The 14,058-nt window shown below is 65.3% G+C and carries 14 protein-coding genes, 6 tRNA genes and 1 pseudogene; 17 read left to right on the top strand and 4 right to left on the bottom strand.

The window, feature by feature from the left end:
* Positions 1 to 23: 23 nt before the first annotated feature.
* The 16 genes and pseudogenes from G4G31_RS19050 to G4G31_RS24630 all read left to right on the top strand — a co-directional run bounded on the left by G4G31_RS19050 (position 24) and on the right by G4G31_RS24630 (position 10,754).
* A complete protein-coding gene (locus G4G31_RS19050; protein ID WP_182988943.1) occupies positions 24 to 419 on the top strand; it encodes a DUF4845 domain-containing protein in 396 nt (131 codons plus the stop codon).
* Between the two features lie 213 nt (positions 420 to 632).
* Positions 633 to 1,388, top strand: a pseudogene (rnc, locus tag G4G31_RS19045) (ribonuclease III); the annotation flags it as partial.
* Between the two features lie 67 nt (positions 1,389 to 1,455).
* Complete coding sequence (gene era / locus G4G31_RS19040; protein WP_229425113.1) at positions 1,456 to 2,565, top strand: GTPase Era; 1,110 nt, start codon at positions 1,456 to 1,458, stop codon at positions 2,563 to 2,565.
* Positions 2,499 to 3,428: a DNA repair protein RecO gene (recO, locus tag G4G31_RS19035; RefSeq protein ID WP_229425641.1), complete on the top strand. Its 930-nt coding sequence runs from the start codon at positions 2,499 to 2,501 to the stop codon at positions 3,426 to 3,428. Before era ends, recO begins: the two co-directional genes overlap by 67 nt.
* Positions 3,429 to 3,441: 13 nt before the next feature.
* Positions 3,442 to 4,212: a pyridoxine 5'-phosphate synthase gene (locus G4G31_RS19030; protein WP_182988941.1), complete on the top strand. Its 771-nt coding sequence runs from the start codon at positions 3,442 to 3,444 to the stop codon at positions 4,210 to 4,212.
* Between the two features lie 13 nt (positions 4,213 to 4,225).
* The gene (gene acpS, locus G4G31_RS19025; RefSeq protein ID WP_182988940.1) at positions 4,226 to 4,627 is read left to right on the top strand and encodes a holo-ACP synthase; all 402 of its coding nucleotides are present in this window, start codon (positions 4,226 to 4,228) and stop codon (positions 4,625 to 4,627) included.
* 117 nt (positions 4,628 to 4,744) lie between these two features.
* Positions 4,745 to 6,736 carry an excinuclease ABC subunit UvrC gene (gene uvrC, locus G4G31_RS19020; protein ID WP_229425640.1) on the top strand — a complete coding sequence of 664 codons (1,992 nt, stop codon included), beginning with the start codon at positions 4,745 to 4,747 and terminating at the stop codon, positions 6,734 to 6,736.
* 277 nt (positions 6,737 to 7,013) lie between these two features.
* On the top strand, positions 7,014 to 7,592 hold the full coding sequence (pgsA, locus tag G4G31_RS19015; RefSeq protein ID WP_182988939.1) for a CDP-diacylglycerol--glycerol-3-phosphate 3-phosphatidyltransferase: 579 nt from the start codon (positions 7,014 to 7,016) through the stop codon (positions 7,590 to 7,592).
* Positions 7,593 to 7,680: 88 nt separating this feature from the next.
* Positions 7,681 to 7,756 (top strand) — tRNA-Gly (locus G4G31_RS19010).
* Between the two features lie 88 nt (positions 7,757 to 7,844).
* A tRNA-Gly gene (locus G4G31_RS19005) sits at positions 7,845 to 7,920 on the top strand.
* Between the two features lie 41 nt (positions 7,921 to 7,961).
* A tRNA-Gly gene (locus G4G31_RS19000) sits at positions 7,962 to 8,037 on the top strand.
* A 40-nt stretch (positions 8,038 to 8,077) separates the two neighbouring features.
* A tRNA-Gly gene (locus G4G31_RS18995) sits at positions 8,078 to 8,153 on the top strand.
* 76 nt (positions 8,154 to 8,229) lie between these two features.
* Positions 8,230 to 8,303, top strand: a tRNA-Cys gene (locus G4G31_RS18990).
* Between the two features lie 124 nt (positions 8,304 to 8,427).
* Positions 8,428 to 8,501 (top strand) — tRNA-Cys (locus G4G31_RS18985).
* A 295-nt stretch (positions 8,502 to 8,796) separates the two neighbouring features.
* Complete coding sequence (locus G4G31_RS18980) at positions 8,797 to 10,353, top strand: glycosyltransferase family A protein (RefSeq protein WP_202033659.1); 1,557 nt, start codon at positions 8,797 to 8,799, stop codon at positions 10,351 to 10,353.
* Between the two features lie 14 nt (positions 10,354 to 10,367).
* Positions 10,368 to 10,754 (top strand): hypothetical protein, encoded by a 387-nt coding sequence (locus tag G4G31_RS24630; RefSeq protein WP_202033657.1) that lies wholly within the window; start codon positions 10,368 to 10,370, stop codon positions 10,752 to 10,754.
* Positions 10,755 to 10,860: 106 nt separating this feature from the next.
* On the opposite strand, the gene G4G31_RS18975 is transcribed toward G4G31_RS24630, so the two are convergent.
* Complete coding sequence (locus G4G31_RS18975; protein ID WP_229425112.1) at positions 10,861 to 12,078, bottom strand: acetate kinase; 1,218 nt, start codon at positions 12,076 to 12,078, stop codon at positions 10,861 to 10,863.
* Positions 12,079 to 12,139: 61 nt separating this feature from the next.
* Here G4G31_RS18975 and G4G31_RS18970 point away from each other — a divergent pair, with 61 nt between their 5' ends.
* Positions 12,140 to 12,307, top strand: a complete 168-nt coding sequence (locus G4G31_RS18970; protein ID WP_182988938.1) for a hypothetical protein — start codon at positions 12,140 to 12,142, stop codon at positions 12,305 to 12,307.
* Positions 12,308 to 12,349: 42 nt separating this feature from the next.
* On the opposite strand, the gene G4G31_RS18965 is transcribed toward G4G31_RS18970, so the two are convergent.
* The 3 genes from G4G31_RS18965 to G4G31_RS18955 are packed head-to-tail and all read right to left on the bottom strand — an operon-like array spanning position 12,350 to position 14,010.
* Positions 12,350 to 12,859 carry a hypothetical protein gene (locus tag G4G31_RS18965; RefSeq protein WP_182988937.1) on the bottom strand — a complete coding sequence of 170 codons (510 nt, stop codon included), beginning with the start codon at positions 12,857 to 12,859 and terminating at the stop codon, positions 12,350 to 12,352.
* 9 nt (positions 12,860 to 12,868) lie between these two features.
* A complete protein-coding gene (locus G4G31_RS18960) occupies positions 12,869 to 13,552 on the bottom strand; it encodes a C39 family peptidase (RefSeq protein ID WP_182988936.1) in 684 nt (227 codons plus the stop codon).
* The gene (locus G4G31_RS18955; RefSeq protein WP_182988935.1) at positions 13,549 to 14,010 is read right to left on the bottom strand and encodes a hypothetical protein; all 462 of its coding nucleotides are present in this window, start codon (positions 14,008 to 14,010) and stop codon (positions 13,549 to 13,551) included. Before G4G31_RS18955 ends, G4G31_RS18960 begins: the two co-directional genes overlap by 4 nt.
* Positions 14,011 to 14,058: the final 48 nt, after the last annotated feature.

The following is a 14,058-nucleotide window of genomic DNA, read 5'->3' as shown; positions in this document are numbered from 1 at the left end:
CCCGGCTTCGCCAAGGAGAAACGATGCAGCAACCGAAACAGGTTTTATTCAGCAGGCAGCGCGGCATTTCCCTGACCGGCTTGATCCTGGTGCTGGCGGTGCTGTCCGCCTTCGCCGTGGTCGCGATCAAGATCATTCCGTCCTATATCGAATTTCGCGCAGTGCGTGACGGCATCGTCCGGGCCAAGGCCGCGGGCGGTACCGTGCGCGACATGCAGAAGACCTTCGACAAGTACGCGGAAGTCAACAACGTCGAAGCCGTCCGCGGACAGGACGTCGTGATCACCCGCGATGGCGACACCCCGGAACTGAGCTTCGCCTACGAGAAGCGCATTCCGTTCACCGACCGGATCTCCATCGTCATCGATTACGATGGCACCACCGACCCGAGCGGCGTGGTGGCGGCCAAGGCCGAGTGATTCGCCGCACGCCGGTGCAGGCGCACCGGCGTGCTCATCCATACGTAAGCGCGACGCCTCCGCGCGGCCGGCGCGCCATGCTGGCAAGCATTGCTATGGGCGGGGCGCCGCTGGCGTGTCGCGGGTTGCACCATCGATGCTCCGCAAGCGGCCGCTCGGCGCCAGCGGGCAAGCGGCGCCGCCGGCGCCGCGCTCGTACTACAATTAATCATAATGAATCTTCAGTTACTGCAAACTCGCTTAGGGTATTCGTTCCGGGACGCTGGCCTCTTGCAGCAGGCCCTGACCCATCGTAGCCATAGCAGTCTGCATAACGAACGCCTGGAATTCCTCGGCGATTCGGTCCTCAACTGCGTCGTGGCCTCGATCCTGTACGAGCGCTTCAACAACCTCGACGAGGGCGACCTGTCGCGCCTGCGCGCCAACCTCGTCAAGCAGCAGTCGCTCTACGAAATCGCCCAGAAACTCGAACTGTCGCAATTCCTGCGCCTGGGCGAAGGCGAGCTCAAGTCGGGCGGATTTCGCCGTCCCTCGATCCTGGCCGACACCCTCGAGGCGCTGCTGGGCGCGATTTTCCTGGATGCCGGCTTCGATGCCGCGCGCGACGTGATCCGCGCCTTCTACATTCCGCTGCTCGACACGGTCGACCCGCGCACGCTGGGCAAGGACGCCAAGACCCTGCTGCAGGAGTTCCTGCAGAGCCGCAAAATTTCGCTGCCGACCTACAACGTCATCGCCACCCATGGCGCCGCCCACAACCAGGAATTCGAGATCGAATGCCTGGTACCCAAGCTCGGCATCCGGTGTTCGGCCGCGGCGGCAGCCGCCGTGCCGGCGAACAGGCGGCGGCGCGCCTGGCGCTCGAGGTCGCCGAACAGGCCCTGCGCAAGACCCCGGCCTCGGCGCGCAAGGCCAAGCCGCGTGCCGCCCAGCTGAAGCTGGCAGGCATTGCCACCATCCAGGGCGACGACGCGGCGGGAAGCCCTGCGCCAGCCGCCGCGCCCACCAAACACGCATGAACGAGCCCAGCAATATTATGAACACCCGATCCGATACCCAGCCCGCCGACACCGGCCCGGCCGAGAAACATCCAGCCGCTGAAGCCACCGAAGCCGCCGCCGAGCAACATGCCGCCGCGCACCAGCCTGGCAAGCACGACGAATCCGATACGGAATCCGACGACGCAGGCGAGGCCGTGGAGGATGCAGCGGGCGCCGACCTGAACGCTTTCTTCAGCGAGCGCGGCACCGCCGGCGCCGCGACCGCGGGCTTCCGCTGCGGCTACATCGCCATCGTCGGCCGTCCGAACGTGGGCAAGTCGACCCTGATGAACCAGCTGATCGGCGCCAAGGTGTCGATTACCTCGCGCAAGGCGCAAACTACGCGCCACCGCATCACCGGCATCCAGACCGTCGACGATGCCCAGTTTATCTATGTCGATACACCGGGCTTCCAGACGCGTCATGCGAATGCACTGAACAAAACGCTGAACAAGACTGTCTCGAACACGCTGACGGCCTCGGACGTTGTCCTGTTCGTCATCGAGGCCGGCACCTTCGGCCCGGCCGACCAGCAAGTGCTGGACCTGCTGCCGAAAAACGTGCCGGTGATCCTGGTCATCAACAAGTCGGACCACATGAAGGACAAGGCGACCCTGATGCCCTTCGCCCAGAGAGTGGCCGCTTTGCGCGACTTCACGGCCATCGTGCCGGTCTCGGCCAAGTTGCGCTTCCAGATCGACTCGCTCGAGCGCGAGATCCGCAACCACCTGCCGGAAAACCCGCCTGTCTTCGGCCCGGACGACATCACCGACCGCAGCGAGAAGTTCCTCGCAGCGGAAATCGTGCGCGAGAAAGTGTTCCGCCTGCTGGGCGACGAACTGCCCTACACCAGCACTGTCCTCATCGAGCAGTTCCTGCAAGAAGGCAACCTGCGGCGCATTTTTGCCGCCATCCTGGTCGAGCGCGACACCCATAAATCGATGATTATCGGTAACAAGGGAGCGCGCCTGAAAGAGATCTCGACGCAGTCGCGCCTGGACATGGAAAAGCTCTTTGGCGGACCGGTGTACCTGGAGATCTGGGTGAAGGTCAAGTCTGGCTGGGCCGACAACGAAGCGGGCCTGCGCGCCTACGGCTACGAGTAAGCCGCAGCCGGAGGACCACCCCCACGCATGACGCCCCCCGATACCGACCTCGATACCGACAACGGGGGCAGTGCGCCCCTGCCAGTCCCCGCACCGGTGCCCCCGCAGGCGCCGGTGGCGGCTGCGCGCGCCGCAGCCGCACCCCCGTGCGCGATACCCGCGTCAACGGCCAGCCGGCGTTCGTGCTGCACAGCTATCCCTACAAGGAAACCAGCCTCATCGTCGACCTGTTTACGCGCGACCATGGGCGCATCGCGGTCGTCGCCAAGGGCGCCAAGCGGCCGCTGTCGAAGTTGCGCGGCGTGCTGCAGACCTTCCAGCCGCTGGCCGTGTCGTGGAGCGGGAAGTCAGAACTGCGCACCCTGATCGATGCCGAATGGGTGGGTGGCATGCTGCCGCTGGAACGTACGGCGCTCCTGTGCGGTTTCTACCTGAACGAGCTGCTGGTGAAATTGCTGGCACGCGACGACCCGCACCGCGCCCTGTTCGATCACTATATTTCGACCTTGAACGAGCTGGCCCACGACGAACCGGCGCAAATTGCCTTGCGAAAGTTCGAAAGGGCCTTACTTAAGGAAACGGGCGTGGCCGCCGACCTGGGACGCTCGACGACGACGCGTGAGGTGGTGCAGGCCACGAGCGACTACGTGGTCGATCCGGAACGCGGTGCGCGCGAGGCGCGCGTGTCCGATGTCTGGCCCGTGGTGTCCGGCAAGACCCTGCTGGACATGGAGCGCGAGGATTACGGCGACCCGGCAACGCAGAGCCAGAGCAAGCAGCTGATGCGCTTCCTGCTGGCGCATCACCTGGGCGGCGTGCCGCTCAATACGCGCCAGATTTTGATCGACCTGATGCAGTTATAAACTTCTAAAAACCATGAGCTTCCTGCAACCTGTCGGCCCCGTCATCGACCTGGGCGTGAACATCGACCACATCGCCACCGTGCGCAACGCGCGTGGCACTGTTTATCCCGACCCGCTGCGCGCGGCCTTGCTGGCCGAGCAGGCCGGCGCCGACCTGATCACGCTGCACCTGCGCGAGGACCGGCGCCACATCAAGGATGCCGACGTGCTGGCGATCCGCCCGCAACTGGCCACGCGCATGAACCTGGAAGCGGCGGTGACGCAGGAGATGATCGATTTCGCCTGCCAGGTAAGGCCGCAGGACGTCTGCCTGGTGCCCGAGCGGCGCGAGGAAGTGACCACTGAAGGCGGGCTGGACGTCATCCGTTACTTCAAGGAGGTGGAAGCGGCCGTGAAGCAGCTGAAAGGCGAGGGCATCCGCGTCTCGCTCTTCATCGATGCCGACGCCGCGCAGATCGAGGCCGCGGCGCGCACGGGCGCGACCGTGATCGAGCTGCACACGGGGCGCTATGCCGAGGCCGAAGGCACCGAGGCGGCCGCGGAACTGGAACGCATCAAGGTCGGCGTCGCCGCCGGCGTCAAGCATGGCCTGGTGGTCAACGCCGGGCACGGCCTGCATTACACCAACGTGCAGCCCGTGGCGGCCATCCGCGACATCGCGGAGCTGAACATCGGCCACGCGATCGTCGCTCACGCGCTGTTCGCCGGCTGGGAGAACGCGGTGCGCGAGATGAAGGCGATCATGGTCGCGGCGCGCCTGGGCGTGTCGCTGGGGACGCAATGAAGGAGGGGGCGAAATGATTTATGGCATCGGCACCGACATCGTGCAGATCTCGCGTGTCGAGGCGGCCCTCGCACGCAGCGGCCCGCGTTTCGCCGAAAAGATCCTGGGCCCGCAGGAGCTTGAAAAATACCATGCCCGCAGCGCCAAGAACGCGGTGCGCGGGCTGCGCTTCCTGGCCACCCGGTTTTCGGCCAAGGAAGCGTTCTCGAAGGCGATTGGCCTGGGGATGCGCATGCCCATGACCTGGCGCTCGATGCAGATGCTCAACGCCCCGAGCGGCAAGCCGACCATCGTCTGCAGCGGGGCCCTCGAAGAATTCATGCGCCAGAACGGTTTGACGGCACAGGTGACGATCAGCGACGAGGCCGATTACGGCGTCGCTTTCGTGATCGTCACCCAGGACCCGGCGAAGTAACAGACAAGCGAAGCACCAGTGGGCAAGGAAGTTCCAGTACCCGACGCGGGCTTGCCTGCGCGGGATGAGCAGTTGGTGGACGAGGCGGTGGCCTATGTGGCCGCTGGCGGCGCGGCGATGCCGGCCGCGGCGCGCAAGAAGGCCCGTACTCGCGCCACCAGGACCCAGGACAAGGCCGTGCCCGCGCCGCGCGCGCGGCCGGACAGTTGGCAGGCGATGAAAGAAGAATTGAAAGCAACGCTCAGGGAAGACGCCCTGGAACCGGTGAAGCCGAGCGAGTCGGCGCGTGTACGCGTGTTGGAAACCGTCGCCAAGCTGCCAGGCTTGCCGGGCGTGTACCGCTATTTCGACGCCAATGGGAACGTCCTTTACGTCGGCAAGGCGCGCAACCTGAAGAACCGCGTCTCGAGCTATTTCCAGAAGAACCTGTCGAGCCCGCGCATCGCGATGATGGTGTCGCAGATTGCCAACCTGGAAACGACGGTCACCAGCAGCGAAGCCGAAGCGCTGATCCTGGAAAACAATCTGATCAAGACGCTCAAGCCGCGCTACAACATCCTGTTTCGCGACGACAAGTCCTACCCCTACATCAAGATCTCGAGCGGCGAAGCGCCGCGCATGGGTTACTACCGCGGTGCGCTGGACAAGAAGAACCAGTACTTCGGTCCCTTCCCGAGCGCCTGGGCCGCCAAGGAATCGATCCAGCTGCTGCAGAAGGTGTTCATGCTGCGCACCTGCGAGGACAGCGTGTATGCCAACCGCACGCGTCCCTGCCTGCTGCACCAGATCGGCCGCTGCAGCGCGCCCTGCGTCGACCTGGTCGCGCCGGAAGACTACAAGCGCGACGTCGACAATGCCGCGCGCTTCCTGCGCGGACGCCAGGGCGAGGTGCTGGAAGACCTCGAGCAGAAGATGCAGTCGTATGCGATGGAGCTGAAGTTCGAGCAGGCGGCCAGCGTGCGCAACCAGATCCAGGCGCTGTCCAAGGTGCTGCACGCGCAGAGCATGGAAAACGTGGGCGACGCCGACGTCGACGTCATCGCCGTGCTGGTGCAGGGCGGCCGCGCCTGCGTCAACCTGGCGATGGTGCGTGGCGGCCGCCACCTGGGCGACCGCGCCTATTTTCCGTCGCACGTCGGTGAATCGCTCGGCGAAGAGCCGATCGAGGTCGAAGTGCTGGCCGCTTTCCTCGCCCAGCATTACTCGGGCCAGTTCATCCCGGGCACCCTGGTCCTGAACGTCGAGTTCGACCATCCCGAGCTGATCAGCGCCCTGGCCGAGCAGTGCGGCCACCGCATCAACCTGATCTTCCAGCCGCAGGGGCAGCGCCGCCAGTGGCTGGAGATGGCCTGCAAGGGCGCCGAGATTTCGCTGGCGCGCCTGCTGTCCGAGCAGGGTTCGCAACAGGCGCGCACCCGCGCGCTGGCCGATACCTTGCATCTCGACAGCGAGGACCTCGACACGCTGCGCATCGAATGCTTCGACATCAGCCACACGGCGGGCGAGGCCACCCAGGCTTCATGCGTGGTCTTCCACCATCACCAGATGCAGAACGGCGAGTACCGCCGCTTCAACATCAACGGCATCACCCCGGGCGACGATTACGCCGCCATGCGCCAGGTACTGACGCGCCGCTACGAAAAGGTGGCCAACGGCGAGGGCGTCGTGCCCGACATCGTGCTGGTCGACGGCGGCAAGGGCCAGGTCGAGATGGCGCGCCAGGTGTTCGAGGAGCTGGGCCTCGATATCTCGCTGATCGTCGGCGTGGCGAAAGGGGAGGCGCGCCGCGTGGGCCTGGAAACCCTGATCTTCGCCGACGGCCGCGCGCCCCGTGAGCTGGGCAAGGAATCGGCCGCGCTGATGCTGGTGGCCATGATCCGCGACGAGGCGCACCGCTTCGCCATCACCGGCATGCGCGCCAAGCGTGCCAAGACGCGCCAGGCCTCGCGCCCGGAAGAGATCGAAGGCATCGGCGCCAAGCGCCGCCAGCGCCTGCTGGCCCGCTTCGGCGGCCTGCGCGGCGTGGTCGACGCCAGCGTGGAGGACCTGATGTCGGTGGAAGGCATCTCGAGTACGCTCGCCGAAGAGATCTATCGGCAGTTGCATTGACCGCAGGGTGGGCGGCTCCGCCCGACTGTGTGCGCTTCGCGTGCGTATGCGCCGCCCACGCGTTCAACCACCGCCCGAACTATCGCGGCGTATCATTGGCGGGTGATGCGCGGCGGATGCGCTATCGACAGGCATACATCCGGGCAGAGCCGTCTACCTTGCGCCATCGCCGGCATCCATGCCCCGTTCGCTACCGCCGAGCTGAACTGGTTCAAAAGGCAATACCCATGTAGACTAGCGGCGCACGCTTTTTTAACGGTAAACCAGTTCAACCTCTATGCCTTTTAACATCCCGATTCTCCTGACCTGGTTACGTGTAGCACTCATTCCCCTCGTTGTCGGCGTCTACTATCTTCCCGAACACTGGCTGACGCGTCCCGAACAGAACCTGGCGGCGACGCTCGTATTCATCGTTGCTGCGATCACCGACTGGTTCGACGGCTTCCTGGCGCGGCGCTGGAACGAAACCTCGGCCTTTGGCGCTTTCCTCGATCCGGTTGCCGACAAGCTGATGGTCGCCGGCGCCTTGCTGATGTTGATCCAGCTCCAGCGTGTGGATGCGGTCATCGCCTTCATCATCATCGGCCGCGAGATCACGATCTCGGCCCTGCGCGAATGGATGGCCGAGATCGGCGCGCGCAAGTCCGTTGCCGTCAGTTCGCTGGGCAAGGTCAAGACTGCCGCGCAGATGGCGGCGATCCCGATGCTGCTGTTCCATGACCGCCTGTTCGGCCTGGATATGCACTACTGGGGCGAGATCCTGTTGTGGGTGGCCGGCGTGCTGACGGTATGGTCGATGTTCTACTATCTGCGCCGCGCGTGGCCGCTGATCAAGGAAAAAAGCGGGAATTTGTAAGATTACTTCTTCGTCATCCTTGACGTACGGATCAGATCATCTATAATGCTTGCCTGTTGCGACGACATCGCAGCAAACGACAGACAAAGCGGGAGTAGCTCAGTTGGTAGAGCGCAACCTTGCCAAGGTTGAGGTCGAGAGTTCGAGACTCTTCTCCCGCTCCAACGTTTGCACTGAAGTCGACGATAACTCAGCAGTACCGGTTGTCTTGGAAGTTGTCACAATTTCTGCGATAATCAATGTTTCCAGCATGCGGGAGTAGCTCAGTTGGTAGAGCGCAACCTTGCCAAGGTTGAGGTCGAGAGTTCGAGACTCTTCTCCCGCTCCAGTTTGGAGCAGCAGTAATGCAGGTGCGGTAACACACTCCAAGCGGGAGTAGCTCAGTTGGTAGAGCGCAACCTTGCCAAGGTTGAGGTCGAGAGTTCGAGACTCTTCTCCCGCTCCAGGTTCTCGAACCGGCGTGTATGAATGGCAGTAACTCCTAAGCGGGAGTAGCTCAGTTGGTAGAGCGCAACCTTGCCAAGGTTGAGGTCGAGAGTTCGAGACTCTTCTCCCGCTCCAGAATGCGAGAAAGCAATTGCTTCTCATGTTGTGTTGGCAAATAACCCGCCAGCCCGGCAGTTGTACCTAATCCTCCGGCGAGGTAGCAAAGCGGTTATGCAGCGGCCTGCAAAGCCGTCTAGACGGGTTCGACTCCCGTCCTCGCCTCCAGAATGCAAGCAGAAAATCGCCGCCCGCCGGCGATTTTTGCATTTCTGGCTCCCACATCGACCAAGCTCGTCCATCATTGATCCGCCACAAAGCTCGCCAGCTCGGCAGCTGTATTCTTGGTTCTGGCGAGGTAGCAAAGAGGTTATGCGACGGCCTGCAAAGCCGTTCAGACAGGTTCGATTCCTGTCCTCGCCTCCAGAATGTCGAAACGGGCCCTTCATTGAGGGCCCGTTTCTTTTGCGGCGTGCAGCGCGAACGAACGATAAGCATCGTCGCATGCCCCACACGACAGCTCAGCCTGTCAAGGCCGAGCCACAAGCAACTGAACAGTTCCCCAGGCACGCCTGATTCCTCGCAAACCGTCGACGTCACCCAGCTCTAAGCTGGACAGGTCATCCATCCCGAGGCCGGCCATGCACCATACCGCATTACCCCTCATGCAGCGCCAGGCGCCAATGCAAGCCAGGGCTTCCAATGGCAGCGAGGGCGCCAGATGACGACAGCGATCCCACGCGTGAGCGTCCTGATGCCGACCTACGAGCAGGCAGCCTTCCTGCCGCGGGCGCTGGACAGCCTGTTCGCACAAACGCTGGCCGACTGGGAAGTCATCGTCATCGACGACGGCTCCAGCCCGGCAACGCGCGCGGCGCTGGCGCCGTGGCGCGGCGATCCGCGCGTGCGGTATGTGCGCCACGAGCGCAACGAAGGGCTGGGCAAGTCGCTTAACCTCGGGCTCGAGATGGCGCGGGCGTCCATGGTGGCCTACCTGCCCAGCGACGATGTCCATTACCGCGACCACCTGGCGCAGCTGTGCGCGGCGCTCGATGGGGACCCCGGTGCGATACTGGCGTATTCCGGCCTGCGCCACAGCTATAACCGCCACGCCGCAGGGCAAATCCCCGACAGCTGGCTGCAGCTCGTCCAATGCCTGCACCGGCGCTGTGCAGTGCGCTGGACCGAGCGTAGCGGATTTGAATCCGACGACCTGGAGCAATTGTTTTGGCACCGGCTGCGGCCGCTCGGCCGTTTCGTGGCTACCGGACAGGTCAGTTGCGAGTGGGTCGACCATCCGGCCCAGCGTCACAAGCTGATGCAGGAGCCGCTGGGTGGCATCAATCCTTTTCGCCAGCATTACCGGGTACGCGAGCCCCTGCGCTTTCGTACTTCACGGGGCAACGTCATCGACGAGCTCAGCCAATACGAGAGCACACGTGCGCGGGCGCCAACGCCACGCGCGCCCGATGGCCTGAAGATCCTGCTCGTTGGCGAACTTGCCTACAATGCCGACCGCATCCTCGCGCTGGAGGAGGCAGGGCATACGCTCTACGGTTTGTGGACGCGCCAGCCCTACTGGTACAACACCGTCGGGCCGCTGCCCTTCGGCCATGTCGAGGACCTGCCCATGGACGACTGGCGCGGCGCAATTGCCCGCGTCCAGCCCGACCTCATCTACGGCCTGCTGAACTGGCAGGCGGTACCCTTCGTGCACGAGGTCATGCTCGCCACGTCCGGCATTCCCTTCGTCTGGCATTTCAAGGAGGGACCGTTCATTTGCCTGGAGAAGGGAACCTGGCCGCAGCTGGTCGCGCTCTACCAGCATGCCGATGGCTGCATCTTCAGCAGCCCCGAGATGCGCGACTGGTTCGATACCATCGTGCCGGGCCTGTCGCGAACGCGGCCCTGCCACGTGCTCGACGGCGACCTGCCGCGCCAGGCGCAGTTCGACGGACCTGCGGCGCCGCGGCTGTCGGCGCTGGACGGCGCGCCCCATACCGTGGTGCCGGGGCGGCCGATCGGCCTGCATCCGCACACCGTGGCCGAGCTGGTCCATGAGGGCGTGCACCTGCATTTCTATGGCGACTTCACGCAGGGGCAATGGCGCGAATGGATCGACAAGGCGGGGCGCTGGCGCCGCGCCACCTGCACCTGCACGCGAATGTCGAGGGCGCGCGCTGGCGCGAGGAATTTTCCCGCTACGACGCCGGCTGGCTGCATGCTTTTGCCAGCGAGAACCGGGGCGAGCTTCGCCGCGCCAACTGGGACGACCTGAACTACCCGGCGCGCATGGCCTTGCTGGCGGCTGCCGGCTTGCCGATGATCCAGCGTGACAATACTGGTGCGATCGTGGCTACGCAAACCCTGGCCAGGGAACTCGGCATCGGCGTGTTTTACCGCAGCATTGCCGATCTGACCGAGCAACTGCGTGACGGGCCGCGGCTTGCCGCGATCCGCGAGCGTGTCGAAGCGGCGCGGACCCGCTTTTGCTTCGATAGGCATGTCCCTGCCCTGATTGCATTTTTCCGTGAGGTGATTGCGTCCGCCGCTGACGCGCCGCGACCGGCCAGGCTGTTTCTGGCCGGGCCGCAGCCGGCCGGACCAGGTACGCTTGACGCGACGACCGCCGCGTCTGAACCGGCCGCACCAACGGCGGCAGCCAGCCGGCCACCCTAGAAAAACGGCGGACACGATTGTCTTCACCGCCAAGACAACAGCCTGGCCGCAACCATGTGGCAGCAAACTGAGGTAGGCGCCCGCCGCTGGCGGCCCGCCGGCCGCGTCAGAACGACATCGGCACACGCACCATCAGCGTCACGTCCGGCGTATCGCGCGTCAGGCCGGCACCGACCGCCACGCTGAGCGTTTTCTTGTCGCTCAAGCGGTAGGAATAGCCGATCAGGAGTGTACCGAGCTGCATGCGCACCGAACCCGGCACGGTGCGTCCGGACTGTTTGGTGCGCGCCACCGAGTTGTGGTCGTAGCCGACGCTGAACGAGGCCTTGTCGTTCAGCGCCAGGCCCATGCCGAAATTGAAGCCGATGACGCCGCCCGGTGCCACCTCGCCGAGCGATTCCTGCTCTCCGCCGAGCACCGTGCGCGAGACCTCGCGCTTGAAATTGTGCAGGTAGCTGAAGCTGCCGAAGAAGACTGCCGGGTCGGACGGGAACAGCCAGGTCAGGCTCGGCTGCAGCGAGTAGAAGCCCGAGCCGGTCGGCAGCTCCAGCGGCAGGCCGCTGCCGGTGATGTTCTCGCCGATGCAGCGGCGCTGGCAGTCGGTGGTGACTTCGAAGGGATCCTTGCCGGTGCGCGACTTGAAGCGCAGGCCGCCGATGAAATACGGCTTGTCGACGCCGCCGTCGTTGAGCTGGTAGCGCGCGGCCAGTTCGATGTCGCCGATCGACTTGCCGCTGGTTTCGAACGCACGCTCCACGGCGGTGCCGGTGAACACCTCGCGGCTGACGGTGGCGTCGCTGCGGTAGACGTAGGGCAGCTTGGCCTCGACTTCGACACGGTTGGTGAGGCCGCGGCGCAGGGTGACGGTGGCGGTGGTCGTGTTGCGCTTGACCTCGCGCACGTCGATCAGGCCGATCAGGAGCGCCGGAATGACGGTATAGCCGACCAGGGCGACCCGGTTGCTCGACGAGTAGCCATATTGCAGGGCCGGTTCGAATACATATTTGCCGCGTGGCGTCAGCACGCCCGGTTGTTCGAAGATGGGCGCGACCTCGGGCGTGCGCGCATCGCGCGTGGGGGGGCGCGGCCGACCGCAGCCGTGCTGGTGGCGGCGGTGGGCGCGCTGGCCGGCCCCGCCACCGGTGCCGCCGGGGCGGCGGGGGGATTGCGGCGCCGCGCCCGCGGGGCCGGTGCCACGCAGCAGGTCGAGCTGCGCTGCGGGGGCCGGCACGCTCAAGCCGGCCGCGAGCGGGGAGGCCGATGCCGGATTCGCCGGTGCCTGTCCGGCGCCGCGTGCGGCGGACAGCAGGTCGGCGGAGGCCACGGGCGTCGCAGCGCCCGCGAGCGCCGGCGCTGGCAGGGGCGTCCGGCGCCGGCAGAGGCGCTTGCTGCCGCGCGGACCGTACGTCACGCTCGAGTTCGTCGATACGGGCGCGCTGCTCCTCGAGCTGCTGGCGCATCGCCTTGAGCTGTTCGGCCAGTTCCGAGGCGGACTGCGCCCGCGCCGGAAGGGCGCACAATGCCGCGCCGACGGCCAGTGCGCCAAGACGTAGCGCCGGGAATGTCTGCATAAATCGCTCCATGTGGGTGGGCCGTCAGCGGGGGCCGAGGGCGGTTGACAAGGCATTATTCAGGCTTGCGCCGAAATTAAGCGCACGCAACATCCCGGCGGAGTTGACGGTCGCATTGATGGCGGTCTGGCTCTTGATCAGCTGGTCGTTCAGGCTGTTCTGGATGATGGTGCCGCCAAGCAGCGTGGTCGAGTCCGGCGTGATGGCGCGCACTTCGCCGTTCTGGATCAGGCGCAATTGGCCAAGCGTTTCGCTCGACACGCTGGCCTGGCCGGAAGCCAGCTTGCCGATGTCGCCCAGCTGCAGTTCGGTGCGCTCGACAACGTTGCCGTTGATGGTAACGAGCCGCTCCAGGCCCAGCGTGACCGTGAGGCCGTCGGCGGTGATGAAGCCGCCGCGCGCTTCGTCGAGCGCGGCCGCGTCGACGGCGTTGGCGGCGGCGAAGAGCGCGGGCGGCGCATCCCGGGCCTGCGCGGCCTGGGATAGTCCCGCCAGGGGCAAGAGCAGGACGGACAGTGTGAAGGCATGCCGCATGGTGGTTCCTTAGAAATCGCCGGGGCCGAATTTCGGCAGCCCGTAGGTGCTGTCGACGGCGCGGCCGAGGCCATCGTCCAGCGGCGCACGCGGCGCGTTGCGCCAGTCCGCGTCCTGGTTGAAGCCGGGCTTGCGCGGGCCGTCGTGGATGACGAACAGCAGTTTGTTGGTCCAGATCGACTCGAAGCGCGCGCGCGGCATCAGGCGCGTGCCGCGCGACGGGTCGCCCAGCAGGATGCGCCCGTCTTCAGCACCCTTGACGACCACGAAATGGTGGTAGCCGTTGTCCGAGACGAGCACGATGGCCGGCAGCTTCGCCTCGATCAGCTTGTCGAGCGGCAGCTGGAAGCCGTTGGCGGTAAAGCCGTGGCTTTTCAGGTAGCGCTGCATGTCGAGCAGCGAAAAGCCTTCGCGGCGGATTTTCTGCTGGTCGCCGCCGACGAACATCTCCCGGAAGGCATCCTGTTCGCTGGTCGGGGTGGCGTAGTGGTGGGTCAGCAGCGTGGCGAGCGCGGCCGAGCCGCAACTGAAGTCGTACTGCTGGCGCAGCGTGGCCTGGAAACGCAGGTCCTTCATGCTTTTCACGGGCATGCCGACGCGCATGCCGCTGGGCAGGGCCATCTCGGCGGCGCCGCTCGCCGCCGGCAGCAGCAGGGCGCCCCAGGCAAGCCAGGAAAGTGCGCGGCGCTTCATCGGAACTGCAGGTTGACGACGGTCGCGTTCTGGATCAGGACGTTGGCGCCGCTGTTCTGGATGACGACCGGAATCCCGGACATGTTGGCGAAGGAGCCGGCATCGATCGTGTTCGATCCGGTATTCACGTTGGTGGCGCTGTTGTTGGCGACGTCGCCGCCCAGTCTGGTGTCGTTGAGCACCGTATCGGCGCGGCCGCGTTGGTGCTCGAGCTTGCCCGGGTCGACCGCCTGGGCCGTTTCGCCGCCGATCGCGAACGTAGCGGTTTCCTGGCGAACGGGCTCGTTCTCCGGCGTGGGTACGAGCATGCTGGCGGCCTCGTCCACGAGCGGCATGGCGCTCAGCTCCGCGGCCGTCATCAAGGGCGGTTCACCCGCGAAGGCGGGCAAGCCGAAAGCGGCTGCCGCCGCCAGCGCCCAGGCCTGGCGCAGGGGGGTACATGCAAAAATCGTTTTCATCGTTTCTCCCTGAAATCCCGGGACCGCCAGGCGGTAGGTGCGGCAGTC

Source organism: Massilia sp. Se16.2.3, from assembly GCF_014171595.1.
Classification (GTDB): domain Bacteria; phylum Pseudomonadota; class Gammaproteobacteria; order Burkholderiales; family Burkholderiaceae_D; genus Telluria.
The sequence above is the reverse complement of the archived record's forward strand: the minus strand, read 5'-3'. Positions and strand labels throughout refer to the sequence as shown.

Coding starts and splice junctions, on each gene's coding strand:
- era (WP_229425113.1), top strand. CDS start 1,456: ATGAACACCCGATCCGATACCCAGCCCGCCGACACCGGCCCGGCCGAG.
- G4G31_RS24630 (WP_202033657.1), top strand. CDS start 10,368: ATGGCCTTGCTGGCGGCTGCCGGCTTGCCGATGATCCAGCGTGACAAT.
- G4G31_RS19050 (WP_182988943.1), top strand. CDS start 24: ATGCAGCAACCGAAACAGGTTTTATTCAGCAGGCAGCGCGGCATTTCC.
- G4G31_RS18980 (WP_202033659.1), top strand. CDS start 8,797: ATGACGACAGCGATCCCACGCGTGAGCGTCCTGATGCCGACCTACGAG.
- G4G31_RS19030 (WP_182988941.1), top strand. CDS start 3,442: ATGAGCTTCCTGCAACCTGTCGGCCCCGTCATCGACCTGGGCGTGAAC.
- G4G31_RS18960 (WP_182988936.1), bottom strand. CDS start 13,552: ATGAAGCGCCGCGCACTTTCCTGGCTTGCCTGGGGCGCCCTGCTGCTG.
- pgsA (WP_182988939.1), top strand. CDS start 7,014: ATGCCTTTTAACATCCCGATTCTCCTGACCTGGTTACGTGTAGCACTC.
- uvrC (WP_229425640.1), top strand. CDS start 4,745: ATGCCGGCCGCGGCGCGCAAGAAGGCCCGTACTCGCGCCACCAGGACC.
- acpS (WP_182988940.1), top strand. CDS start 4,226: ATGATTTATGGCATCGGCACCGACATCGTGCAGATCTCGCGTGTCGAG.
- G4G31_RS18955 (WP_182988935.1), bottom strand. CDS start 14,010: ATGAAAACGATTTTTGCATGTACCCCCCTGCGCCAGGCCTGGGCGCTG.
- G4G31_RS18965 (WP_182988937.1), bottom strand. CDS start 12,859: ATGCGGCATGCCTTCACACTGTCCGTCCTGCTCTTGCCCCTGGCGGGA.